Below are 24,310 nucleotides of genomic sequence, written 5' to 3' on the forward strand. Positions count from 1 at the left end.
CGGTTGACGACGCGGTCATGCAGAGGACGAAGCTTCATTGTCGATCTCTCCTAATTGTGGTTTTCATCGGCCGGTGTAGTCCCGGCGGGTTTAACAAATCCGGCCTGTGCCGGGTGCGGCTCGTCGAGCGAACCGCGCAAGTCTGTCCGGTTGAATACCGGAAACCTTTCGGTGACCGATACATAGGGGCGTACAAGCCGATTACAAGGGCTGGCCGAAAAAATTTTTCATCCAGGCACGGTGAATAACAGCCATAAACGAGCACGGCACCCGAAGGTGCCGTGTCGAGGCTGATGTTACTTGTGGTCGCGGTGTTCGAACTCGCCTTCGATCACATTGGGCTCACGGCCCAGCGGCTCGCGCGGCGCCGGCCCGCCACGCGGCTGCAGGTCATCGGCGAAGGCGCGCTGGCGCATGGCCTGGTCTTCGGCGCGCTGGCGCATCTTGTTCGCCAGCAGACGCCGGGTGACCGGCAACAGCATCACCAGACCGACGACGTCACTGATGAACCCGGGAATGATCAACAGGCCACCGGCCAACGCCAGCATCAGGCCTTCGAGCATGGTTTGCGCGGGCAATTCGCCGCGGTTCAGGCTTTCCCGGGCACGCAGTGCCGTGGCCAGGCCGGCGACGCGCAGCACGAACACGCCGAACATCGAGCCGAGAATGATCAGCAGCAGGGCCGGGAAGAACCCGATCGCCCCTGCCACTTTGACGAATACGAACAGCTCCAGCACTGGAAACAGCAGAAAGAGCAACAGAAAAGGGCGCATCAAAATGTCCTCAACGCAAGAAATGCCTTGCAGTAAGCCTTAGATGACGTCGCCCTTGCGTGAATTCAACCTTAAGAATCCGCTTTTTTTGGCCAGACCTCGACGTGAGCCAATGAAACCAAGGCTTCGCGCACGTGTGTCGGCGTATTGCAAGGGCTTGGGAAGCCTAGCCAGTACAACGCCTGACCGATGCGTAAATGCATCCCTTCGCTGTCGACCCCGGCCAGTTGTGCCGGCACATTGCCTGGCAGCCCGGCGAGCTCGACGTAATGGGCGATGGCCTTGGCGTGATCGCTGTTCATGTGCTCGACCATGCTGATTTCGGCCTTGCCGGCGAACGGGTTGGCCAAGGTCAGATCGTCGATCCAGTGGATCGCGCCGAACCCGCCGATGTAGCGGTGGCGCACCGGATTGAGTACCCAAAAATCGAAATCGTGGGCCTGGTGATAATTCTGCGAGTCGGGGAAATAGCGGTAGTAACGCTCGGCGGCTGACTCGATGGCGGTCGGGTCTTCAAGCTTTTGCGCCTCGGCCAGATACGTCAGACGCCCGACCGCCTGTACATCGTCGGCCTCGCGCTCGCCGACCAGCATCGAGCACTTCGGGTCTTTTTGCAGGTTGTGGGTGTGCTGGGCGATACGGCTGATGAGGATCAGCGGCCGGCCCTGCTCATCCAGGCAATAGGGAACCACGGAGCCGAACGGGAAACCGGGCATCGATTTGGAGTGGGTCGAGAGCACTCCACGGTATTCCTTGAGAAGCAATTCTCGGGCATTCTTCGCCACTTCAACGCTCAATTTATGACTCCTTGAATAGAATCCGTCGAAAAAACGGACAGGCGCACGACAACAGGTCGGCCACGCCATCGGGCAATGCTTCTGCGCGACCCAGCCATGGCCGGGGCGGAACGGGAGCCGCCAAGAATAAAAACCATCAGACCAGCACTCGGGGCACGCACATGCAACTCAACGACAAAGTAATCATTATCACCGGCGGTTGCCAGGGTTTGGGCCGCTCCATGGCCGAGTACTTCGCCGGCAAAGGTGCGAAGCTCGCGCTGGTCGATCTGAATCAGGAAAAGCTCGACGACGCCGTCGCCGCGTGCAAAGCCAGGGGCGTCGAGGCGCGCAGCTATCTGTGCAACGTCGCCAATGAAGAGCAGGTCGAGCACATGGTCGCCCAGGTTGCCGCTGACTTTGGCGCGATTCACGGTCTGATCAACAACGCCGGGATTCTGCGTGACGGCCTGTTGCTGAAGGTCAAGGACGGCGAAATGAGCAAAATGAGCCTGGCCCAGTGGCAGGCAGTCATCGATGTGAACCTGACCGGCGTCTTCCTGTGCACCCGTGAGGTGGCGGCGAAAATGGTCGAGTTGAAGAACAGCGGCGCGATTATCAACATCTCGTCGATCTCCCGCGCCGGCAACGTCGGCCAGACCAACTATTCCGCGGCCAAGGCCGGTGTCGCCGCAGCGACCGTGACCTGGGCCAAGGAGCTGGCGCGTTACGGCATTCGCGTGGCCGGCATCGCGCCGGGCTTCATCGAAACCGAAATGACCCTGGGCATGAAACCCGAAGCGCTGGAGAAAATGACCTCGGGCATCCCGCTCAAGCGCATGGGCAAACCGCAAGAGATCGCCCATTCGGCGGCGTACATCTTCGAAAACGACTACTACACCGGGCGGATTCTGGAGATGGATGGCGGGTTGCGAATCTAAAGCAAAGTCAAAAGATCGCAGCCTCGCTCCGCTCGTCAGCTCCTACGGCAAATGTGTAGGAGCTGACGAGCGAAGCGAGGCTGCGATCTTTTTGCAGGCGACGCTGATCAATCGTCGCTGATGGTGATATTCGGCATCGCCGGCGTAGCCGCTTCCTGCAGCACGATCCGCGCGCCGACGTGGCGGGCCAGTTCCTGGTAAACCATGGCGATCTGGCTGTCCGGCTCGGCGATCACCGTCGGCTTGCCGCCATCGGCCTGTTCGCGGATCAGCATCGACAGCGGCAGCGAGGCCAGCAGTTCGACGCCGTACTGGGTGGCAAGCTTCTCGCCACCGCCCTCACCGAACAGATGCTCGGCATGCCCGCAGTTCGAGCAGATGTGCACGGCCATGTTTTCCACCACGCCCAACACCGGAATGTTGACCTTGCGGAACATTTCCACGCCTTTGCGTGCGTCGAGCAGCGCCAGATCCTGCGGCGTGGTGACGATCACCGCGCCCGCCACCGGGACTTTCTGTGCCAGGGTCAGTTGAATGTCGCCGGTGCCTGGTGGCATGTCGATGACCAGATAATCCAGATCGCCCCATGCGGTCTGCGTAACCAGTTGCAGCAACGCCCCGGAGACCATCGGCCCGCGCCAGACCATCGGCGTGTTGTCGTCGGTCAGAAAAGCCATCGACATGACTTCCACACCGTGAGCCTTGAGCGGCACAAACCATTTCTGGTCCCTGACCTCTGGCCGGGTGCGCTCGGGGATGCCGAACATGATGCCCTGGCTCGGGCCGTAGATATCGGCGTCGAGAATCCCCACCTTGGCGCCTTCACGCGCCAGCGCCAGTGCGAGGTTGGCAGCGGTGGTGGATTTGCCCACGCCACCCTTGCCGGAAGCGACGGCGACGACGTTCTTGACGTTGGCCAGCCCCGGAATCTGCGCCTGGGCCTTATGCGCGGCGATCACGCTGTTGACCTCGACGCGAGCGATGACCACGCCGTCGATGTTTTCGATGGCCAGTTGCAGCAATTGCGCCCAACCGCTCTTGAACAGTCCGGCGGCGTAACCGATTTCCAGCTGCACATTGACGCGGTCACCGATGATCTCGATGTTTTTCACGCAACCGGCGCTGACCGGGTCCTGGTTCAGGTAAGGGTCGGTGTATTGGCTGAGGACGGCTTCCACCGCTGCGCGAGTGACGGCGCTCATGGGCAACTCCGATAACAAGACTGGGAAAAGATGGCGGCTATCCTACCCCTTCTATCCTCCGGACGGCATGCCCGGCAACGATTTGCAGGGGTGAAATATCTTGTCCGGCGCTTTATAGTGGCCGACCTCCGTTTCATCAAGTAGCGAAGCCCTACATGTCCGAGCCACGCAAGATCCTCGTCACCAGCGCCCTGCCCTACGCCAACGGTTCGATCCACCTTGGCCACATGCTGGAATACATCCAGACCGATATGTGGGTGCGCTTCCAGAAGCATCGCGGCAACCAATGCATCTATGTCTGCGCCGACGACGCCCACGGTTCGGCGATCATGCTGCGCGCAGAAAAGGAAGGCATCACCCCGGAACAACTGATCGCCAATGTGCAGGCTGAACACAGCGCCGACTTTGCCGACTTCCTGGTCGATTTCGACAATTTCCATTCCACTCACGCCGAAGAAAACCGTGAGCTGTCGAGCCAGATCTACCTCAAGCTGCGTGACGCCGGGCACATCGCCCAGCGCTCGATCACCCAGTATTTCGACCCGGAAAAGAAAATGTTCCTGGCCGACCGCTTCATCAAGGGCACCTGCCCGAAATGCGGCACCGAAGACCAGTACGGCGACAACTGCGAAAAATGCGGCGCGACCTACGCACCGACCGACCTGAAGGATCCGAAATCGGCGATCTCCGGCGCCACCCCGGTGCTCAAGGATTCCCAGCACTTCTTCTTCAAGCTGCCGGACTTCCAGGACATGCTGCAGGCCTGGACCCGCAGTGGCACGCTGCAGGACGCCGTGGCCAACAAGATCGCCGAATGGCTCGATGCCGGCCTGCAACAGTGGGACATCTCCCGCGATGCGCCGTACTTCGGCTTCGAGATTCCGGGCGAGCCGGGCAAATATTTCTACGTGTGGCTGGATGCGCCGATCGGCTACATGGCCAGCTTCAAGAACCTCTGCAACCGCACGCCTGCGCTGGATTTCGACGCGTTCTGGGGCAAGGATTCGACTGCCGAGCTGTATCACTTCATCGGCAAGGACATCGTCAATTTCCACGCGCTGTTCTGGCCCGCGATGCTTGAAGGCGCCGGCTTCCGCAAGCCGACCGCGATCAACGTGCACGGCTACCTGACCGTCAACGGCCAGAAAATGTCCAAGTCGCGCGGCACCTTCATCAAGGCCCGCACGTACCTGGATCACCTGTCACCGGAATACCTGCGCTACTACTACGCGGCCAAGCTTGGCCGTGGCGTCGATGACCTCGACCTGAACCTCGAAGATTTCGTGCAGAAGGTCAACTCCGACCTGGTCGGCAAAGTGGTCAACATCGCCAGCCGTTGCGCCGGTTTCATCCACAAGGGCAACGGTGGTCTGCTGGTCGACCACAATGCCGCGCCGGAGCTGACCGAGGCTTTCCTCGCCGCTGCACCGAGCATTGCCGACGCTTATGAGGCCCGCGACTTCGCCCGTGCCATGCGCGAAACCATGGCCCTGGCCGACCGCGCCAACGCGTGGATTGCCGACAAGGCACCGTGGTCGCTGAACAAGCAGGAAGGCAAGCAGGATGAAGTCCAGGCGATCTGCGCCACCGGCGTCAACCTGTTCCGCCAGTTGGTGATCTTCCTCAAACCGGTGCTGCCGTTGCTCGCCGCCGATGCGGAGGCGTTCCTCAACGTCGCACCGCTGACCTGGAACGATCACACCACGCTGCTGGCCAACCATCAGTTGAATGAGTTCAAACCGTTGATGACCCGCATCGACCCGGTAAAAGTGCAAGCCATGACCGACGCCTCCAGGGAAGACCTGACCGCCAGCCAGACCGACACCGGCGCTGACGCACCTGCGGGTAATGGCGAACTGGCCAAGGATCCGCTGTCGCCGGAAATCGATTTCGACGCGTTCGCCGCCATCGACCTGCGCGTGGCGCTGATCGTCAAGGCTGAGCACGTCGAGGGCGCGGACAAGCTGCTGCGCCTGACCCTCGACATCGGTGACGAGCAACGCAACGTGTTCTCCGGGATCAAGAGCGCGTATCCGGACCCGTCCAAACTCGACGGTCGCCTGACCATGATGATCGCCAACCTCAAGCCACGGAAAATGAAGTTCGGTATCTCCGAAGGCATGGTGATGGCGGCAGGTCCCGGCGGTGAAGAGATTTACTTGCTGAGCCCGGACAGCGGCGCCAAGCCGGGTCAGCGCATCAAGTAAGGCCTTGCCGTAAAACGATCCCACCGACGTGCTTTGCATGCCGGTGGGATTTTTCATATCTGGCCCGACAGTGCCTAACCTTAAAAGAGACCCGCCCGTTTCGCTGGCAGAACCATGACCGAACTCGTGTTAACGCTGATCAGTGCTGCGCTGCTTAACAACTTCGTGTTGCACTGGCCGCTGGGCGTCGATCCGCTGTTGGCGGGCAACCGACGCCAGGTGCATGCGCTGGGGTTGGCGACGTTGTGCCTGATGGTGTTTGTCGGCGTCATCGGGCACGCGATCTGGCACTGGATACTGCTGCCATTGCAGCTTGAGTCGCTGCGCCTGTTCGTGTTTCTGCCATTGAGCGTGTTGTTGATGACGCCGCTGCTGAAACTGCTGGCGCGCGGGCTGCCGGATTGGCCGTTCAATGGATTATGGCCGCTCTTGCTCGGCAACGCAGGCGTACTCGGACTGGCGCTGATCAACGCGCAAAACGATCAGGGCCTGCTGCACGCGACGGCGCTGAGCCTCGGCGCCGGGCTGGGTTTCTGGCTGGTGCTCAGCCTGTTCAGCGATCTGCGCGAGCGCACGGCCGATGACGATATTCCCCTGCCCTTTCGCGGCCTGCCGATCGATCTGATCAGCGCCGGACTGATCGCAGTGATATTTCTCGGATTCAGTGGATTGATCAAAACATGAGTCTGATTCAACGCATCGATGCCCTTTTACCGCAGACCCAATGCGGCAAATGCGGCCATCCCGGGTGCAAACCGTATGCACAAGGCATCGTTGACGGCGAGCCGATCAACAAGTGCCCGCCGGGCGGCGAGGAAACCATCGCAACCCTGGCCGAGTTGTTGAAAATACCGGTGCTGGAACTGGACATCAGCCGTGGCCCGGCACCGCCGCAAATCGCGTTCATCCGCGAGGCTGAATGCATCGGCTGCACCAAGTGCATTCAGGCCTGCCCGGTCGATGCCATTGTCGGCGCGGCAAAACTCATGCACACCGTGCTGATCGATGAATGCACCGGTTGTGATCTGTGCGTGGCGCCTTGCCCGGTCGACTGCATCGAAATGCATCCTTTGCCTGCGAACACGATTGCTGTGGTTGGCGGCCTTGCGTTCGATCTTGAAGGGCAGCGCGTCCGCGCCGAAAAGCGTGACCACGCGCGCCAGCGTTTCGAGCGGCGCAACCAGCGCTTGCTGCGCGAAGAACAGCAAAAGCAGGCTGAACGTGAAGCGCGAGCCGCACGTGCGGCACAGCCGCAGGTTTCGACCGCTGACCCGGTGCAGGCTGCACTTGAGCGGGTGCGTGCGCAAAAAGCCGCGAGCGCTGATACGGCGCTGAAGAAGGCCAAGGTCGATGTAGCGATGAGTCGGGCTCAGTTGCACAAATCGCTGAAAGCCTTCGGTCATCCGCCGACGTTCGAGCAACAGTCGCAATTGATCGTCCTGCAGCAACACTTCGAAACTGCCGAGCAAGCGTTGGCGATCCTGGAAAGTAGCCAACCGTCGGTTCCCGTCGTCCCTGCCCCGAGCAACGACGCCGAACTCAAGCGAGCCAAGATTCAACTGGCCATGCGCCGCGCCGAGCTGAAAAAAGCCCAGGCAGCGGCAGTAGCGCCGCAGCAGATCGCAACACTGGAGCAAGCCGTGGCTGACGCCGAGCGTCGGGTGCAAGACCATGCCGCCCCTTGAGGCAGCGGATGATCGCCTGCGACAGGCGATGAATACCGTGCTGCTCGCTGCACTGCCGGGGCTGCTCGCGATGTTCTGGCTTTATGGCTGGGGGGTTGTGATCAATCTGCTGCTGGCGGTTATCAGCGCTTTGCTCGTCGAGGCGAGCGTCGCCAGTCTGCGGCGACAAGCCGTGCAATCGGCCTTGCGCGATGGCAGTGCGCTGGTCAGTGCGATGTTGCTGGCCATTTCGCTGCCGGCTTATTGCCCATGGTGGCTGACGGTTATCGCGACCGCTTCGGGCTTGTTGTTCGGCAAGCACCTGTATGGCGGCGTCGGCAAAAACCCCTTCAACCCGGCAATGCTTGGCTTCGCCCTGAGCATCGCGCTGTTCCCGCAAGCGATGATCCATTGGCCAGGTCATGGACTGGATTTTGTTAGCGCGCTGCAACAGGTTTTCAATCCAGCTCAAGCACCGGACGCCTGGGTGCAGGCCACGGCGCTGGACAGCCTGCGCCTCAACAAAAGCCTGACCATGGATGAGCTGTTCGCCAGTAACGCGGCCTTCGGTCGTTTCGGCGGGCGCGGTGGGGAATGGGTGAATCTGGCGTTTCTGCTCGGCGGCCTGTGGCTGTTGCAGCGGCGAGTCTTTTCCTGGCACGCACCGGTGGGGATGCTCGCCAGTCTGTTCGTCATCAGCTTGTTGTGCTGGAACGGCTCGGGCTCGGATTCCCATGGCTCGCCGCTGTTTCATCTGTTCAGCGGCGCCACAATGCTCGGTGCGTTTTTTATCGTCACCGAACCGATATCAGGCGCGAGAAGCGCCCTCGCTCGCCTGCTGTTCGGGGTCGGCGTTGGCCTGCTGACTTATCTGATTCGCACTTGGGGTGGTTACCCGGACGGCGTCGCGTTTGCGGTATTGCTGATGAATCTTCTGGTGCCGACGCTGGAGCGCTTCGCCGCCAGCCGCCAGCCGCCGGTGAGCACATGAACCGCTCGGCGAGTGTGGTGACGGTGCTGCTCCTGACGCTGGGCGGGGCGAGCGCAACTTACCTGCTGCAGCTCAACAGCGCGCCGCAGATTGCCGCCGAGCTGCGTTTGCTCGACAGCCGCAAACTGCTCGATGTGCTTGCTGCCGGGTACTACGACAACCAGCCACTGGAGCAACCACTGACGCTCGTCGACTCAACCTTGCGCCACAGCACGCTGGCGGGCGGCTATCGCGCCATGCGGTCCGGGCAAACCGTGGCCGTGCTGTTGCGCAGTCGCAGCGTAGGTTATGCGGGTATGCTCGAGCTGCTGATCGCCATTGATGTCAACGGCAAACTCCTCGGTGTCAAAACCCTTGAGCAGCGCGAAACGCCGGGGCTGGGCGGTGACATTGGCGACTGGCCGAATGCCTGGCTGCGCAGTTTCACCGGTCAATCGCGCAGCGAACCGACGGACGCGGGTTGGGCGCTGAAAAAGGATCAAGGGCAATTCGATCAAATCGCCGGTGCAACCGTTACCTCCCGTGCCGCCGTCAATGCAATCCATGATGCACTGCGTTATTTCGATGAGCATCGTGCGCTGTTGCTGGGAGCTGGGACATGACGCGTGCAGCGAATTTTTTGCTGCTGGTGCCACTTCTGGGCGCCACACAAACGTTAAACGCTGCGCTGGGGATGACCTTGATGCTCAGCGTGGTTACTGGTTTGTTTGTCGTGTGCATGGCGCCGTTACGCGATCGCCTGGCGGATACAAGCGTTTTGCTGGCCAGCGTGATACTCGCCGCAACGTTGACCAGTTGTGCAGACCTCCTGGCGCAACGCTGGCTTTTGCCATGGCAGCAGACGTCTGAGCTTTATATAGGGCTGATCGCCTTGCACTGCGTCGTGCTTGAATACCACGGTTTCTTCCGCAAGCCCGTCACGGCCAGCTTCAAACGCTGCGCCATGTTCGGCACGTTTATGGTGTTGATCGGCGGGCTGCGGGAGATCATCGGTCATGGCACCCTTGGCCGAGGTTTTTCGACGCAATGGCAAGGCCTGGTTTTATTTGACGAGGGGCTGCATCTGATTACCCTGGTCCCCGGCGCTTTTGTATTACTGGGTCTGCTTCTCGCCGCTGGTCAGGCGTGGACACGCCGCAACTCTGTCATCAAGGAAACGCATCGCCCATGAATGCTGCAAAACGTCTTGAGATATTTCGCCGACTGCACGAAGACAATCCCGAGCCGAAAACCGAACTGGCCTACTCTTCGCCGTTCGAGCTGCTGATTGCGGTGATTCTTTCGGCGCAGTCCACCGATGTCGGCGTGAACAAGGCCACCGCCAGGCTTTTCCCCGTCGCCAATACCCCCGCCGCTATCCATGCGCTGGGTGTCGAGGGGCTATCGGAGTACATCAAGACGATCGGCCTCTACAACAGCAAGGCGAAGAACGTCATCGAAACCTGCCGTTTGCTGGTTGAACGCCATGGCGGCGAAGTCCCGCAGACCCGTGAAGAACTGGAAGCCTTGCCCGGCGTCGGGCGCAAGACCGCCAATGTGGTGCTCAACACCGCGTTCCGTCAATTGACCATGGCGGTCGACACGCACATCTTCCGCGTCAGCAACCGCACCGGCATCGCGCCGGGGAAAAATGTGGTGGAAGTTGAAATGAAGTTGATGAAGTTTGTACCGAAAGAATTCCTGCTCGACTCGCACCATTGGTTGATTCTGCACGGGCGTTATGTGTGTCTGGCGCGCAAACCGCGCTGCGGCAGCTGCCGCATTGAAGATTTGTGCGAATACAAACATAAAACTTCCGACGATTGAGCCGTCATCGGTTTTTTGCATGCACCGATTGAAAAAATCTTTTTTACCCGCCGCACTAATGTCGATATAAGGAGCGCCAAAGGCAGTCTTAGCCGGGAGTTGACTTCATGAGTACCGACAAAGAGCAACTGGATGTAGAAGAAGATTTTATTGCCGTCGAGGCCGATGAGGTCGAACCGGTGGTTGAAGTGGCCAAGACCAACCTCAGCAAGCGTCGCACAATCGACAACCTGCTTGAGGAGCGCCGACTGCAACGGCAATTGGCCGATTACGATTTTGATCTGTGATACCTGAAGGCCTCCCGAACCGGAGGCTTTTTATTTTCTGCGACAACTGAGCTTGATCGGCCCATGACGTTCTCAGCTGTCGATTCGTTCAGACCAGACCATTGCGTTGCGCCAGTTCGATCAGATCAACCAGAGATCGCGCATTGAGCTTCAACAACAAGCGAGTCTTGTAAGTACTCACCGTCTTGTTGCTTAAAAACATGCCGTCGGCGATTTCCTTGTTGGTCTTGCCGCGCGCCAACTGCTGCAACACCATCATCTCCCGCCCGGACAGACGATCGACCATGTCCGCCTCACTCGCATTGCCCAGACTGGTTCGCACGGTATGCAGAGCCTGATTGGGGAAATAGCTGTAACCGGATAGAACGGCCTTGATCGCACTCAGCAACTCGGTCAGGTCCTGCTGCTTGCACACATAACCGGCTGCACCCGATTGCATGCATCGCATTGAAAAATGTCCGGGAGCCTGGGAAGTCAGGACCAGCACTTTTACTGGCATGGCGATGGAAGTCAGGCGCGCAATAACTTCCAGCCCATCGAGTTTCGGTATCCCAATATCCAGAATGACAAGATCGGGCATTTGTTCGCGCGCAATTTGTAGCGCATCAACGCCATTATCCGTTTCTGCAATGACTTCGTAACCATGCCGTTCCATCAGCATACGTACCGCAAGTCGAATGACGGGGTGGTCATCCACGATCAGCACTTTATTCATGGGCAAGTCCAGTTTTCGCTGTTCGAATTTTTAGAACACGCACGATATCCCACTCACTTGCTCGAACGCATAACAACTTTTCCACGCGGTTGCATCGAGAGACATTCCCTACACGCATTGAGGATAATTCCCACAAATAGACACCTCCACACCCACCGCGACCGCTCCCTGCCCATCAAGACCGAACCTAGCCGGCCGTTTACTGCGCACGCTTCCTACGCAGCGCTGCATTCACGTTCAGCCATTCGCAACTTTCACAACTGTTTTCGTCTGGCGACCGATCCGACATATGACGTAACGATCCACCACTACTGCAAATTCGACTCGCCAGCAATCCTCCTATAAAACTTGAAACAACAGGCTGAAACTTTAACGAAGGCTTTTGCTATATATAGAACTCGACCCCACATACATAAAAAGGAACTTATAATATGCTTAGGATAAAGCAAAAAATTACCAACCCAATGACGGTTATTGCGATATTCGCCATTCTTTCGGAAACTTCGGCGGCAGTCTCGCTGCCGTTTCTCGACAACGAGGATCGAGAGATTTATGTCTGGTTTCTGATCAGCTTTCCGTTTTACTTGTTATTTCTTTTTTTTATCACTCTCAACTTCAATCACCGCTCACTCTACTCGCCCTCGGATTTCGGCAAGGACAAGAACTTCCTCAAAGCGGCTGAACATACGGAACGTGACAGCGAACGAAAACCGGTGCGCAAAACCGATGGACCGTGCACTTTCGAGATAACCAGCTGCGTGGTTTCCAGCAACACTGCGGGCGGCGGATTCCGGCGTACATGCAGGATTCACAACGCGCCTGACCCACCACTCGGTATAGACGGCCAAGCCAACCCGGTGGTCCAGACGATCAGACTGTCACCACTGATAAGTGAACTGAACATCATCGATGCCAGAGGCGTAGACGCTTCCCGGGAGTTCGATGCGATTCTCGACACGCTCCGCAGCGCTGGTAAAAAAGATCCGCGAGTGCTGGTTTTCCTGTCGAATCACGTTTCGGACGCTTTGGCACATACTGCAGTGCAACAAATCAAACAGGCGAAGAAAAACTCGGGTGCAACACTGTGTGTCGTTTACAACCTGTGCACGCAGACAGTGACTCTGTTGGGGCGAACCAGTTGACAGGCAAGGCGCATCCCGCAAACAGGCAGACAAGAGAAACGGCTTGATGAACCAGATGAAAGTTCCAAAAAAAAGGCGGCCCTGAACAAGGCCGCCTTTTTTATTACGCGTCGATCTAAGTCGCTCAGAACAACTTGCGGCCCTTGTTGGCAGCAATGCGCATGCGCAGCGCGTTGAGCTTGATGAAGCCCGCCGCGTCCGCCTGGTTGTAAGCGCCGCCGTCTTCTTCGAAGGTCGCGATGTTGGCATCGAACAGCGAGTCATCGGACTTGCGGCCGGTGACGATGACGTTGCCCTTGTACAGCTTGAGACGCACCACACCGTTCACGTTGACCTGCGAAGCGTCGATCATTTGTTGCAGCATCAGACGCTCAGGGCTCCACCAGTAGCCGGTGTAGATCAGGCTGGCGTATTTCGGCATCAGCTCGTCTTTCAAGTGAGCGACTTCGCGATCCAGAGTGATCGATTCGATGGCGCGGTGCGCGCGCAGCATGATGGTGCCGCCCGGGGTTTCGTAGCAGCCACGGGATTTCATGCCGACATAGCGGTTTTCAACGATATCGAGACGACCAATGCCGTGCTCGCCGCCGATCTTGTTCAGCGTCGCCAGAACCGTGGCCGGGGTCATCTCGACGCCGTCCAGCGCGACGATGTCGCCGTTGCGGTAAGTCAGTTCCAGGTATTGCGGGGTATCAGGCGCTTTCTCCGGGGAGACGGTCCAGCGCCACATGTCCTCTTCGTGCTCGGTCCAGGTGTCTTCCAGCACACCGCCTTCATAGGAGATGTGCAGCAGGTTGGCGTCCATCGAGTACGGGGATTTCTTCTTGCCGTGGCGTTCGATCGGGATCGCGTGCTTCTCGGCGTAGTCCATCAGCTTCTCGCGCGACAGCAAGTCCCACTCGCGCCAAGGGGCAATGACTTTCACACCAGGCTTGAGCGCGTAGGCGCCCAGTTCGAAACGCACCTGGTCGTTACCCTTGCCGGTGGCGCCGTGGGAAATGGCATCGGCGCCGGTTTCGTTGGCGATTTCGATCAGGCGTTTGGCGATCAGCGGACGGGCGATCGACGTACCCAGCAGGTACTCGCCTTCGTAAACGGTGTTGGCGCGGAACATCGGGAACACGAAATCACGCACGAACTCTTCGCGCAGATCGTCGATGTAGATTTCTTTGACGCCCATGGCCTGAGCCTTGGCGCGGGCCGGCTCGACCTCTTCGCCTTGACCGAGATCGGCGGTGAAGGTCACCACTTCACAGTTATAAGTATCCTGCAGCCACTTGAGGATCACCGAAGTGTCCAGGCCGCCGGAATACGCCAGAACGACCTTGTTTACGTCCGCCATGCCATCACTCCACGGGGTTCTACGGAAAGCCGGGGAGTCTACCGCTCAAACGCGATAATTTACAGAGGCGCGACAGCTTAAGACGACAAAGCGACAGAATCTGTCGAGAGCGCGACGATGACCGGCGAGTCAGGAAGTCGCTGCAGCGGTGGCCGGCGTACTCGCTTGCGGTGCCGGTGCCGGTGCCGTGGTTGGTGCCACGCGCGCCAGTTTCACGTTGACCCGACGGTTCTTTGCGCGGTTGGCCTTGCTGGTGTTGGGCACGATTGGATACTGCTCCCCATGGAAACGCACGGTAATCTGCGACTCCTGAATGCCATTGGCCTTGAAGAAGTCGACCACCGCCAGCGCCCGGCGGCGCGACAGTTCACGGTTGGTCAGGCGATTGCCGCTGTTGTCCGAGTGGCCGTCGAGTTCGATGTGGTTCACCGTCGGATCAGCCTTCATGTAGTCGAGCATCACTTGCAGTTTCGCCTTGGCGGCCGGGTCCAGATCGACGCCTTCGCCGGGGAAGCCGATCTGCGACTGCTTGATCTGGTCGAAATTCTGCGGCAGCAACTTCGCCACACAGCCTTGATAGTCGTTGAACGCCTTGCTGAATTTCACCGGCAACAAACGCACTTCGGAGACTCGGCCATCGCCAGATGCACGGCGTACCACCGGACTACGGCCGTCCAGCAGACCGCTGATCAAGCCACCTGCCTGCGACTGCGAGCTGTTGAACAAGACGTTGCCACTGCCCAGGCGCACAGAGCCCAGATTGATGTCGCCACGCCCAGGCTGCCACGGTGCAGCCGCCGCCAACAAGGTCGCTGAACCGCCGCCGAGCATGGCGTTGTAGGCATTCAGACGAAAGATCGCCTGCTCACCGGCCTTGCGCACGAACTCACCCGAACCGAAATCGGTGATCGGCTGGGTCAGACGGCACTCAAACTGGTCGCCGGCGACCGTCCACTCAATGTTCTCCAGACGAGTCTGGTAAGTCAGCGCCATCGCAGGAAGGCTGGCAAACACACTGAGCAGGGCTAAATAACGCTGGCGCACGGGAGGCTCCATTGGCTTGTGAAACACAAACACCGATTCACACAATGTTTACGGCATACCTTCGGGATATCGGACGCTTGTGGCAAAACTTGATAGCGGGTGCCTGCAAGAGTCTTTTCCGGTAGCATTCGCCTCAGTTTGACCCGCCTGGAAGCCCCTCATGTCCGACCGCCTGACCCTGCTGCGTCCCGACGACTGGCACATTCATCTTCGCGATGGTGCCGTGTTGACCAATACCGTTGCCGATGTGGCCCGCACCTTCGGGCGCGCGATCATCATGCCGAACCTGGTACCGCCGGTGCGCAACGCCGCTGAAGCCGACGGCTATCGTCAGCGGATTCTCGCTGCCCGCCCGGCCGGCAGTCAGTTCGAACCGTTGATGGTGCTGTACCTCACCGACCGCACCCAACCGGAAGAAATTCGGCAGGCCAAGGCCAGCGGTTTCGTCTATGCCGCCAAGCTTTACCCGGCCGGCGCGACCACCAACTCCGATTCCGGCGTGACCAGCATCGACAAGATCTTCCCGGCGCTCGAAGCCATGGCCGACGTCGGCATGCCGCTGTTGATCCACGGTGAAGTCACCCGTGGCGACGTCGATGTGTTCGACCGCGAAAAGATCTTCATCGATGAACACATGCGCCGCGTGGTCGAGCGTTTCCCGACGCTGAAAGTGGTGTTCGAACACATCACCACCGGCGACGCCGTGCAGTTCGTCAACGAGGCTTCGGCCAACGTTGGCGCGACCATCACCGCGCATCACCTGCTGTACAACCGCAACCACATGCTGGTGGGCGGGATTCGGCCGCATTTCTACTGCCTGCCAATTCTCAAGCGCAATACGCACCAGGAAGCCTTGCTCGACGCGGCCACCAGCGGCAGCGCCAAATTCTTCCTCGGTACCGATTCGGCGCCCCACGCCCAGCACGCGAAGGAAGCCGCCTGCGGTTGCGCCGGTTGCTACACCGCCTACGCCGCCATCGAGATGTACGCCGAAGCGTTCGAACAGCGTAACGCTTTGGACAAGCTCGAAGCCTTCGCCAGCCTCAACGGCCCGCGCTTCTACGGCCTGCCGGCTAACACTGATCGCATCACCCTGGTTCGTGAAGAATGGACCGCCCCGACCAGCCTGCCTTTCGGCGAGCTGACCGTTATCCCGCTGCGCGCCGGTGAAAAACTGCGCTGGCGCCTGCTGGAGGAACACGCGTGAGTGAAGAGCATTTCGACGACGAGCTGGACGGTCAAAATGGCGGCGGCGGTTCCCGTCACCCGATGGCAGCACGTTTTCGCGGCTACCTGCCGGTTGTCGTCGACGTAGAAACCGGTGGCTTCAACGCGGCCACCGACGCCTTGCTGGAGATTGCCGCGACCACCATCGCCATGGATGAAAAGGGTTTCGTCTACCCGGATCACACCTACTTCTTCCGCGTCGAGCCATTCGAAGGTGCGAACGTTGAAGCGGCAGCGCTGGAGTTCACCGGGATCAAGCTCGATCACCCGCTGCGTATGGCCGTCAGCGAAGAAACCGCGCTGACCGACATCTTCCGTGGCATCCGCAAGGCGCTGAAGGCCAACGGCTGCAAACGGGCGATTCTTGTCGGGCATAACAGCAGCTTCGATCTGGGCTTCCTCAACGCAGCAGTTGCGCGGCTGGACATGAAGCGCAACCCGTTCCACCCGTTCTCCAGTTTTGACACCGCGACGCTGGCGGGTCTGGCATACGGTCAAACCGTGCTGGCCAAAGCCTGCCAGGCCGCTGGCATCGATTTCGACGGTCGTGAAGCGCACTCGGCGCGTTACGACACCGAAAAGACCGCTGAGCTGTTCTGCGGCATCGTCAATCGCTGGAAGCAAATGGGCGGTTGGGAAGACTTCGACGACTGATCCTCGTCAATCAAATCCCGCGCATGAAAAAACCGGCCACATGGGCCGGTTTTTTTTACCTCGACGTTGCGCCTTACAGGGCAGCAGCGTTCTCGGTCAGGTAAGCCGCAACGCCTTCTGGCGAAGCGTTCATGCCTTTGTCGCCTTTTTTCCAGTTGGCCGGGCAGACTTCGCCGTGCTCTTCGTGGAACTGCAGCGCGTCGACCAGACGGATCAGCTCTTCCATGTTACGGCCCAGCGGCAGGTCGTTGATGATCTGCGAGCGAACCACGCCTTTGTCGTCGATCAGGAATGCGCCACGGAAAGCCACGCCGCCTTCGGATTCAACGTCGTAGGCCTTGGCGATGTCGTGCTTCATGTCGGCAGCCATGGTGTATTTCACCTGACCGATGCCGCCATTGTTGACCGGGGTATTGCGCCAGGCGTTGTGGGTGAAGTGCGAGTCGATCGACACAGCGATCACTTCAACGTTGCGTGCCTTGAAGTCGGCCATGCGGTTGTCCAGAGCGATCAGCTCGGACGGGCAGACGAAGGTGAAGTCCAGTGGGTAGAAAAACACCAGGCCGTATTTGCCTTTGATGGCCGAGGACAGGGTGAAGCTGTCAACGATCTCGCCATTGCCGAGTACGGCCGGGACGGTGAAGTCTGGGGCTTGTTTGCCTACGAGTACGCTCATTGATATCTCCTGGTGTAAAGACTTGAAGTTCAGGCTCCGGGCCAGCCTGCCACCCTCAGGCGACAGCCCTGTGACACGAACCCTCTTCGCAAGGGACGACCATCATACACCGGGTGTTTGGCCTGTCCGTAACGGATTTTCCCTGTTCGGGTATCCACTGCGTATTCATTGGGTCAGGCGAGTGCCCGAAAAATACCGTTCGTCAGTCGCAGGCAAATAGGTTACGAAGCGTTCCGAAAGCACTTTGACAATCATTCTCGTTAACATTAAGATCCATCGCAATTGAGTCACAACCAGCGACGGTTATTACTTATGTATGTTTGCCTCTGCACCGGCATCACCGACGGACAGATCCGCGAAGCGATCTATGAAGGATGCTGCAGCTACAAAGAAGTTCGCCAAGCCACCGGCGTCGCCAGCCAGTGTGGCAAATGCGCCTGCCTTGCCAAGGAAGTGGTGCGCGAAACCCTGACCAAGCTGCAAACCGCCCAGGCAGCCATCCCGTACCCGGTAGAATTTACTGCTGCGTAAACACCCTCATTTCAAAGAACCGGACTTGATGTCCGGTTTTTTTATGCCTGAAAATCAATTGCTTAGCGTCCAGACGCGGAACACAAACATTCTTATTCCGATTAATTTTCATTTATTATTCAATAACTTAGGTTTGACACTTATAAACACCAAGCTCAAACTCCGCCTATATACGGTTAATACAGGGCAGGACTCCGATCATGAAAGGCGACATTACAGTCATCCAGCATCTCAACAAGATCCTTGCCAATGAGCTGGTCGCGATCAATCAGTACTTTCTGCATGCGCGCATGTATGAAGATTGGGGTCTGAACAAGCTCGGCAAGCACGAATACAAAGAATCCATCGACGAGATGAAACACGCGGACAAGCTGATCAAGCGCATTCTGTTCCTTGAAGGCCTGCCGAACGTGCAGGACCTGGGCAAGCTGCACATCGGCGAACACACCCGCGAAATGCTCGAATGCGACCTGCGCATCGAAAAGACTGGCCACGCCGACCTGAAAGCCGCCATCGCCCATTGCGAAACCGTTGGCGACTTCGGCAGCCGTGAACTGCTCGAAGACATTCTCGAGTCGGAAGAAGAACATATCGACTGGCTGGAAACCCAGCTCGGCCTGATCGACAAGATCGGCCTGGAAAACTATCTGCAGTCGCAGATGGGCGAAGAGTGATCTGACACTCGCAAGTCACTGAAAAGCCCCGCCCTCTTTCGAGGTGCGGGGCTTTTTGTTTGGCAAGTTCCGGATCGGATGCAGATCCTGTGGGAGCGGGCTTGCTCGCGAAAGCGGTATATCAGAAAAGTAGACGTTGACTGATACACCGCATTCGCGAGCAAGCCCGCTCTTACATAAAGCCTGATCAGGCTTCGGACTTGTTCGCCGCAGCCGCTTCGACAGCTGCCTTGATGGTGCTTTGCAGCGAACCGTCTGCAGCCATCTCGGTCATGATGTCGCTACCGCCGACCAGCTCACCGCCGACCCAAAGCTGCGGGAAAGTCGGCCAGTTGGCGTACTTCGGCAGGTTGGCGCGGATTTCCGGGTTCTGCAGGATGTCCACGTAAGCGAACTTTTCGCCACAGGCCATCACGGCTTGCGCAGCTTTTGCGGAGAAGCCGCACTGCGGGGCATTCGGCGAGCCTTTCATGTAAAGCAGAATGGTGTTGTTGGCAATCTGCTCTTTAATCGTTTCGATGATATCCATGGAGCACCTCGGCTGAACTTTCCGACTCAGAGGTCGGCACGGTGGCGCATTGTAACGGAATCCCGAGCGCCACGCTCGGTCTCCCCGACAGACCTGCTCAAGCTGCCGCCACTGTCACCGGCACTCCGTTCAACGCCGCGTTGCCCGACAGTTCGTCAAGCTGACATTCATCGGTCAGGTCGTTGGCGCTCGACCCCGGCTGGCCGCTGGCGATCGCCATCTGCACGCCCGGGCGCGCATGGCCCCAACCGTGGGGCAGACTGACCACGCCTTTCATCATGTCGAGACTGGCGAGTACTTCCACTTCGATCTGCCCGACCCGCGAACTCACCCGAACCCGTTGCCCATCGGCCAGCCCACGACTGGCCAGGTCATCCGGGTGCATCAGCAATTGATGCCGCGGCTTGCCTTTCACCAGTCGATGAAAATTGTGCATCCAGGAATTGTTGCTGCGCACATGGCGGCGGCCGATCATCAGCAGTTCATCGGCAGCCGGCGCTTGCAATGCGGCAAAGCGCGCCAGGTCGGCGAGAATCTCCGGCGGTGCGGCCTGTATGCGCTGATTCGGCGTTTTCAGACGTGACGCCAGATTCGGCTGCAGCGCCCCCAGATCAATGCCGTGCGGATGATCGAACAGCGTCGCCAGTGACAACTTGTGCTCAGACGCCTCACCGTAGCGGCCCATGCGCAGCCCCATATCGATCATCTTCGCTGGCGGCATGGTCGGTTTCAGCTCTTTGCCGGTCTTCTCGGCGAACGCCTTGGCCAGCCCGACGAAAATCTCCCAGTCATGCAAAGCGCCCTCGGGCTTGGCGAGAATCGCGCGGTTGAAGCGGGTGACGTTGCGCACGGCGAACAGGTTGAAAGTGGTGTCGTAGTGATCGTTCTCCAGCGCCGATGTCGACGGCAGGATCAGATCGGCATAACGCGTGGTTTCGTTGATGTACAGGTCGATGCTGAGCATGAAGTCGAGGCCGTCCAGCGCCTGTTCCAACTGCCGGCCATTGGGTGTCGAAAGCACCGGGTTACCAGCCACGGTGATCATGGCGCGGATCTGCCCCTCGCCTTCCGTGAGCATTTCTTCGGCGAGCGCCGAGACCGGCAACTCGCCGCCGTATTCCGGCCGCCCGGAAACCCGGCTCTGCCATTTGTTGAAATGCCCGCCCGAGGTCGACGCCACCAGATCCACCGCCGGCTCAGTGCACAGCGCACCGCCAACGCGATCGAGGTTGCCGGTGACCAGATTGATCAGTTGCACGACCCAGTGGCACAAGGTGCCGAACGCCTGCGTCGAAACGCCCATGCGCCCGTAGCAGACTGCACTTGGCGCAGCGGCGAAATCGCGCGCCAGTTGGCGGATCTGTTCGGCAGGCACCGCGCACAATGGACTCATGGCTTCGGCGGTGAACGACGCCACGGCGTCGCGCACCTCATCAAGGCCATCGACCGGCAAATGGTTGTCGCGGGTCAGGCCTTCGCTGAACAGCGTATTGAGCATGCCGAACAGTAACGCCGCATCGCCACCCGGGCGAACGAAGACGTGCTGGTCGGCTATCGCTGCGGTTTCGCTGCGGCGCGGATCGACCACCACAACTTTACCGCCGCGCGCCTGAATCGCTTTCAGGCGCTTCTCAACGTCCGGCACGGTCATGATGCTGCCGTTGGAAGCCAGCGGGTTGGCGCCGAGGATCAGCATGAAATCGGTGTGATCGATGTCCGGAATCGGCAATAGCAAGCCGTGGCCGTACATCAGATAGCTGCTGAGGTGATGCGGCAGTTGATCGACCGACGTTGCCGAGTAGCGATTGCGCGTTTTCAACAAACCCAGGAAGTAATTGCTGTGAGTCATCAGCCCGTAGTTGTGCACGCTCGGGTTGCCTTGATAGACCGCCACTGCGTTCTGCCCGTGACGTTCCTGAATCGCCGCCAACTTCTCGGCCACCAGCGCAAACGCCTCGTCCCATTCGATCGGCAGCCACTCGCTGCCGACCCGGCGCATTGGCTGGCGCAGGCGGTCGGGATCGTTCTGAATATCTTGCAGGGCTACGGCTTTCGGGCAGATATGGCCGCGGCTGAAGGTGTCCAGGGCATCACCCTTGATCGAGGTGATCGCAACGTTGCCATCGGTTTCTGTGGTTTCGATGGTCAGGCCGCAGATGGCTTCGCACAGGTGGCACGCGCGGTGATGGAGAGTCTTGGTCATGGCCAGTCTCTGTCTTGTTCGGGAGCAGGCAATTACGCCCGCGGGAACAAAACTATGGCCCGTGCGCAGAGGCGGCGCCAGCGACGTTCGTCTTGTGAATCGACGGTTATCAGGGCAGCCGATAAATCGCCGCGATCAGTTCGGCGGCAACTGCGGCGGTGCAGCCAGCTGGATTTCCTGGATGGTTTCGATCTGCTCGTGGGCGACGTGCACGCCGGTGAGTTCGCCGATCAATCGCCAGTGCTCATCAAGCCCGGCGCTGATGGTAGCCATGCGATCGATCATGTGCCGGCCAGCGGATTTGACCACTTCGTCGTCACTGCGCAGCAACTCGAAAGACATCGAGGTGACCGACGCGGTGAGATGAGTCAGAGAGCGAGCCGTGTGGCCCAGCAGTTCCATTAACAGTTGTTCTTTCGATTCCATGCGGAGGCTTCCTGCGTCGCTCGAAACTTATTTATAACCCAGCACTTTGCTTTAGCAAATGTTTCAGCCTGAACATCCGACCAAGCGAATCCGCAGCCCAATGCTCTTGAAGCGAACAAAGCCGCGCCGATGCCGTCGCGCCGGATTGCCAAGCGCGGCGGGGCCAGTGTACAAAGAGGCTCGCTGCTGTACTGAATCCGGCTTCAATATGCGTGATCGAAATGCTCGGTCCGCGCTCCGAATCCCGCTGAAACCGTAGCCTATTGGCGTAACGCGACATTTAGTGTCAATATCGCGCCTTCCCCTATTTCGTCGCCCCGTGCGGCTTACGCCGCAGGTCTCGCCCGTTGTTCCGTTAAACAAGGCTTTGAGCATCTGCGGTCTGTAGCAAAAGGTAGTCAATGATGAGCGCAAGGCACTTTCTCTCCCTGATGGATTGCACGCCCGAAGAGCTGGTCAGCGTGATCCGTCGAGGCGTTGAGCTCAAGGACCTGCGTAACCGCGGCGTACTGTTCGAGCCACTGAAAAACCGCGTGCTGGGGATGATCTTCGAGAAATCCTCGACGCGTACCCGGATCTCCTTCGAGGCCGGCATGATCCAGCTCGGCGGCCAAGCAATTTTTCTGTCCCCGCGCGACACTCAACTGGGCCGCGGCGAGCCGATCAGCGACTGCGCCATCGTCATGTCGAGCATGCTCGATGCGGTCATGATCCGCACCTTCGCCCATAGCACCCTCACCGAATTCGCCGCCAACTCGCGCGTGCCAGTGATCAACGGCCTGTCCGATGATCTGCACCCGTGCCAGTTGCTCGCCGACATGCAGACCTTTCTTGAACATCGTGGCTCGATCCAGGGCAAGACCGTGGCCTGGATCGGTGACGGCAACAACATGTGCAACAGCTATATAGAAGCGGCGATCCAGTTCGACTTCCAGTTGCGCGTTGCCTGCCCAGAAGGTTACGAGCCAAACCCTGAGTTTGTCGCCAGGGCGGGTGATCGCGTGACCATCGTCCGCGACCCGCAGGATGCCGTACGCGACGCGCATCTGGTCAGCACCGACGTCTGGACTTCGATGGGCCAGGAAGAGGAAACTACCAAGCGCCTCAAGCTGTTCGCGCCGTTCCAGGTCAACCGTGCCCTGCTCGACCTCGCTGCCGAGGACGTGCTGTTCATGCACTGCCTGCCGGCGCACCGTGGCGAAGAAATCAGTCTCGACCTGCTCGATGACCCGCGCTCCGTCGCCTGGGATCAGGCAGAAAACCGTCTCCACGCACAGAAGGCCCTGCTCGAGTTCCTCGTCGAACCGGCATATCACCACGCATGAGCCATGAATTACTGCTGAACCTGCGCAACCTCGCTTGCGGCTATCAAGACCAACGCGTGGTGCAGAACCTCAATCTGCACCTCAACGCCGGCGACATCGGCTGCCTGCTCGGCTCTTCCGGCTGCGGCAAGACCACCACCCTGCGCGCCATCGCCGGTTTCGAGCCGGTGCACGAAGGCGAAATCACCCTCGGTGGTGAAACCCTCTCCAGTGCCGGTTTCACCCTGGCCCCGGAGAAGCGCCGAATCGGCATGGTGTTTCAGGACTACGCGCTGTTTCCGCACCTGAGCGTGGCCGACAACATCGCCTTCGGCATCCGCAAGCACCCGAACAAATCGCGGGTGGTCGAGGAGCTGCTGGAACTGGTCAACCTGAAAAACCTTGGCAAGCGCTACCCCCACGAGCTCTCCGGCGGCCAGCAACAGCGGGTCGCCCTCGCCCGCGCCCTGGCGCCGGAACCGCAATTGCTGCTGCTCGACGAGCCGTTTTCCAACCTCGATGGCGAGTTGCGTCGCAAGCTCAGCCATGAGGTGCGCGACATCCTCAAGGCCCGTGGCACCAGCGCAATTCTGGTTACCCACGATCAGGAAGAAGCCTTCGCCGTCAGCGATCACGTGGGTGTGTTCAAGGAAGGCCGGCTGGAACAGTGGGACACGCCCTACAACCTCTACCACGAACCGGCAACGCCGTATGTCGCCAGTTTCATCGGTCAGGGCTATTTCATTCGCGGTCAGTTGGCCAGCCCGGAGTCGGTACAGACCGAACTGGGTGAACTGCGCGGTAATCGCGCTTACACCTGGCCGATTGGCGGCGCAGTAGATGTGCTGCTGCGTCCGGATGACATTGTTTATGCGCCGGACAGCGCATTGCAGGCGCAAATTGTCGGCAAGACGTTCTTGGGTGCAGCGACCTTGTATCGCCTGCAACTGCCGACCGGCGCGCAGCTGGAATCGATCTTCCCCAGCCATGCTGATCATCTGGTTGGTGCGCAGGTCGGGATTCGCGTAGCGGCGGATCATCTGGTGCTGTTCCAGGCATCCGGCAGCACCGCTGCGCAGATTCCGGCGGTGGAAAACGGCGTCCGTCGGTTCAGCACCAGCCTCTGATCGAACGAAACTCTCTGTAGGAGCTGCCGAAGGCTGCGATCTTTTGACTTTCAACATCAAGATCAAAAG

Annotated in this window: 26 protein-coding genes; 16 read left to right on the top strand and 10 right to left on the bottom strand. The window is 59.2% G+C overall.

The features are described from left to right. Nucleotides 1-296 precede the first annotated feature (296 nt). Together ACIGDJ_RS17005 and ACIGDJ_RS17010 are read right to left on the bottom strand one after the other, a co-directional pair. A complete protein-coding gene (locus tag ACIGDJ_RS17005) occupies nt 297-773 on the bottom strand; it encodes an FxsA family protein (RefSeq protein ID WP_101162193.1) in 477 nt (158 codons plus the stop codon). A 71-nt stretch (nt 774-844) separates the two neighbouring features. Beyond that, complete coding sequence (locus ACIGDJ_RS17010) at nt 845-1,570, bottom strand: HugZ family protein (RefSeq protein ID WP_397478928.1); 726 nt, start codon at nt 1,568-1,570, stop codon at nt 845-847. Between the two features lie 161 nt (nt 1,571-1,731). Between ACIGDJ_RS17010 and ACIGDJ_RS17015 the strand changes: the two genes are divergently transcribed. Then, on the top strand, nt 1,732-2,490 hold the full coding sequence (locus ACIGDJ_RS17015; RefSeq protein ID WP_101162189.1) for an SDR family oxidoreductase: 759 nt from the start codon (nt 1,732-1,734) through the stop codon (nt 2,488-2,490). 107 nt (nt 2,491-2,597) lie between these two features. On the opposite strand, the gene apbC is transcribed toward ACIGDJ_RS17015, so the two are convergent. Then, a complete protein-coding gene (gene apbC / locus ACIGDJ_RS17020) occupies nt 2,598-3,692 on the bottom strand; it encodes an iron-sulfur cluster carrier protein ApbC (protein WP_101162177.1) in 1,095 nt (364 codons plus the stop codon). A gap of 155 nt (nt 3,693-3,847) precedes the next feature. Between apbC and metG the strand changes: the two genes are divergently transcribed. From metG to ACIGDJ_RS17060, 8 genes are all read left to right on the top strand, one after another. Further along, complete coding sequence (gene metG, locus ACIGDJ_RS17025) at nt 3,848-5,899, top strand: methionine--tRNA ligase (RefSeq protein ID WP_397504576.1); 2,052 nt, start codon at nt 3,848-3,850, stop codon at nt 5,897-5,899. Nucleotides 5,900-6,013: 114 nt separating this feature from the next. Then, on the top strand, nt 6,014-6,583 hold the full coding sequence (locus tag ACIGDJ_RS17030) for an Rnf-Nqr domain containing protein (RefSeq protein WP_397478929.1): 570 nt from the start codon (nt 6,014-6,016) through the stop codon (nt 6,581-6,583). Next, nucleotides 6,580-7,584 carry an electron transport complex subunit RsxB gene (gene rsxB / locus ACIGDJ_RS17035; protein ID WP_397478930.1) on the top strand — a complete coding sequence of 335 codons (1,005 nt, stop codon included), beginning with the start codon at nt 6,580-6,582 and terminating at the stop codon, nt 7,582-7,584. Before ACIGDJ_RS17030 ends, rsxB begins: the two co-directional genes overlap by 4 nt. Then, a complete protein-coding gene (locus tag ACIGDJ_RS17040; protein ID WP_397478931.1) occupies nt 7,571-8,554 on the top strand; it encodes an RnfABCDGE type electron transport complex subunit D in 984 nt (327 codons plus the stop codon). The genes rsxB and ACIGDJ_RS17040 overlap by 14 nt, the downstream gene beginning before the upstream one ends. After that, nucleotides 8,551-9,156 (top strand): RnfABCDGE type electron transport complex subunit G, encoded by a 606-nt coding sequence (locus ACIGDJ_RS17045; RefSeq protein ID WP_397478932.1) that lies wholly within the window; start codon nt 8,551-8,553, stop codon nt 9,154-9,156. Before ACIGDJ_RS17040 ends, ACIGDJ_RS17045 begins: the two co-directional genes overlap by 4 nt. Then, complete coding sequence (locus tag ACIGDJ_RS17050; protein WP_101162165.1) at nt 9,153-9,725, top strand: Rnf-Nqr domain containing protein; 573 nt, start codon at nt 9,153-9,155, stop codon at nt 9,723-9,725. The genes ACIGDJ_RS17045 and ACIGDJ_RS17050 overlap by 4 nt, the downstream gene beginning before the upstream one ends. Then, the gene (gene nth, locus ACIGDJ_RS17055) at nt 9,722-10,360 is read left to right on the top strand and encodes an endonuclease III (protein ID WP_039758344.1); all 639 of its coding nucleotides are present in this window, start codon (nt 9,722-9,724) and stop codon (nt 10,358-10,360) included. The genes ACIGDJ_RS17050 and nth overlap by 4 nt, the downstream gene beginning before the upstream one ends. A gap of 107 nt (nt 10,361-10,467) precedes the next feature. Beyond that, the gene (locus tag ACIGDJ_RS17060) at nt 10,468-10,647 is read left to right on the top strand and encodes a PA3496 family putative envelope integrity protein (protein WP_016773409.1); all 180 of its coding nucleotides are present in this window, start codon (nt 10,468-10,470) and stop codon (nt 10,645-10,647) included. A gap of 88 nt (nt 10,648-10,735) precedes the next feature. On the opposite strand, the gene ACIGDJ_RS17065 is transcribed toward ACIGDJ_RS17060, so the two are convergent. Continuing rightward, the gene (locus tag ACIGDJ_RS17065) at nt 10,736-11,362 is read right to left on the bottom strand and encodes a response regulator transcription factor (RefSeq protein WP_101162163.1); all 627 of its coding nucleotides are present in this window, start codon (nt 11,360-11,362) and stop codon (nt 10,736-10,738) included. 431 nt (nt 11,363-11,793) lie between these two features. On the opposite strand from ACIGDJ_RS17065, the gene ACIGDJ_RS17070 reads away from it, so the two are divergent. Further along, nucleotides 11,794-12,504 carry a hypothetical protein gene (locus ACIGDJ_RS17070; RefSeq protein WP_101162162.1) on the top strand — a complete coding sequence of 237 codons (711 nt, stop codon included), beginning with the start codon at nt 11,794-11,796 and terminating at the stop codon, nt 12,502-12,504. A 124-nt stretch (nt 12,505-12,628) separates the two neighbouring features. Here the strand turns inward: ACIGDJ_RS17070 and ACIGDJ_RS17075 are convergent, their stop codons facing one another. Both ACIGDJ_RS17075 and ACIGDJ_RS17080 read right to left on the bottom strand, forming a co-directional pair. Continuing rightward, nucleotides 12,629-13,846, bottom strand: coding sequence for an argininosuccinate synthase (locus ACIGDJ_RS17075; RefSeq protein WP_007953201.1), 1,218 nt, complete (start codon nt 13,844-13,846; stop codon nt 12,629-12,631). Between the two features lie 129 nt (nt 13,847-13,975). Next, the gene (locus tag ACIGDJ_RS17080) at nt 13,976-14,890 is read right to left on the bottom strand and encodes an OmpA family protein (RefSeq protein WP_101162160.1); all 915 of its coding nucleotides are present in this window, start codon (nt 14,888-14,890) and stop codon (nt 13,976-13,978) included. 160 nt (nt 14,891-15,050) lie between these two features. Here ACIGDJ_RS17080 and pyrC point away from each other — a divergent pair, with 160 nt between their 5' ends. Continuing rightward, nucleotides 15,051-16,097 (top strand): dihydroorotase, encoded by a 1,047-nt coding sequence (gene pyrC / locus ACIGDJ_RS17085; RefSeq protein WP_101162158.1) that lies wholly within the window; start codon nt 15,051-15,053, stop codon nt 16,095-16,097. Then, nucleotides 16,094-16,771, top strand: a complete 678-nt coding sequence (gene rnt, locus ACIGDJ_RS17090) for a ribonuclease T (protein WP_090285860.1) — start codon at nt 16,094-16,096, stop codon at nt 16,769-16,771. The genes pyrC and rnt overlap by 4 nt, the downstream gene beginning before the upstream one ends. Before the next feature lie 73 nt (nt 16,772-16,844). Here the strand turns inward: rnt and ACIGDJ_RS17095 are convergent, their stop codons facing one another. Next, nucleotides 16,845-17,447, bottom strand: coding sequence for a peroxiredoxin (locus tag ACIGDJ_RS17095; RefSeq protein WP_003227723.1), 603 nt, complete (start codon nt 17,445-17,447; stop codon nt 16,845-16,847). Nucleotides 17,448-17,759: 312 nt separating this feature from the next. Here ACIGDJ_RS17095 and ACIGDJ_RS17100 point away from each other — a divergent pair, with 312 nt between their 5' ends. Together ACIGDJ_RS17100 and bfr are read left to right on the top strand one after the other, a co-directional pair. Beyond that, entirely contained in the window at nt 17,760-17,978 is a 219-nt protein-coding gene (locus ACIGDJ_RS17100; protein WP_313001081.1) for a bacterioferritin-associated ferredoxin, read from the top strand. Nucleotides 17,979-18,178: 200 nt separating this feature from the next. Next, complete coding sequence (bfr, locus tag ACIGDJ_RS17105; RefSeq protein ID WP_042607368.1) at nt 18,179-18,652, top strand: bacterioferritin; 474 nt, start codon at nt 18,179-18,181, stop codon at nt 18,650-18,652. Between the two features lie 187 nt (nt 18,653-18,839). On the opposite strand, the gene grxD is transcribed toward bfr, so the two are convergent. The 3 genes from grxD to ACIGDJ_RS17120 all read right to left on the bottom strand — a co-directional run bounded on the left by grxD (nt 18,840) and on the right by ACIGDJ_RS17120 (nt 21,810). Continuing rightward, nucleotides 18,840-19,181 (bottom strand): Grx4 family monothiol glutaredoxin, encoded by a 342-nt coding sequence (grxD, locus tag ACIGDJ_RS17110; RefSeq protein WP_016773402.1) that lies wholly within the window; start codon nt 19,179-19,181, stop codon nt 18,840-18,842. A 97-nt stretch (nt 19,182-19,278) separates the two neighbouring features. After that, nucleotides 19,279-21,384, bottom strand: a complete 2,106-nt coding sequence (locus tag ACIGDJ_RS17115; protein ID WP_313001074.1) for a molybdopterin oxidoreductase family protein — start codon at nt 21,382-21,384, stop codon at nt 19,279-19,281. A 135-nt stretch (nt 21,385-21,519) separates the two neighbouring features. After that, on the bottom strand, nt 21,520-21,810 hold the full coding sequence (locus ACIGDJ_RS17120; RefSeq protein WP_016773401.1) for a hypothetical protein: 291 nt from the start codon (nt 21,808-21,810) through the stop codon (nt 21,520-21,522). A gap of 404 nt (nt 21,811-22,214) precedes the next feature. Between ACIGDJ_RS17120 and argF the strand changes: the two genes are divergently transcribed. Both argF and ACIGDJ_RS17130 read left to right on the top strand, forming a co-directional pair. After that, nucleotides 22,215-23,135, top strand: a complete 921-nt coding sequence (gene argF / locus ACIGDJ_RS17125) for an ornithine carbamoyltransferase (RefSeq protein ID WP_101162152.1) — start codon at nt 22,215-22,217, stop codon at nt 23,133-23,135. Then, nucleotides 23,132-24,241 (top strand): ABC transporter ATP-binding protein, encoded by a 1,110-nt coding sequence (locus ACIGDJ_RS17130; protein WP_101162143.1) that lies wholly within the window; start codon nt 23,132-23,134, stop codon nt 24,239-24,241. Before argF ends, ACIGDJ_RS17130 begins: the two co-directional genes overlap by 4 nt. Nucleotides 24,242-24,310: the final 69 nt, after the last annotated feature.

It is taken from the genome of Pseudomonas sp. NPDC079367, assembly GCF_044542195.1.
In the GTDB taxonomy this organism is placed as follows: Bacteria; Pseudomonadota; Gammaproteobacteria; order Pseudomonadales; family Pseudomonadaceae; genus Aquipseudomonas.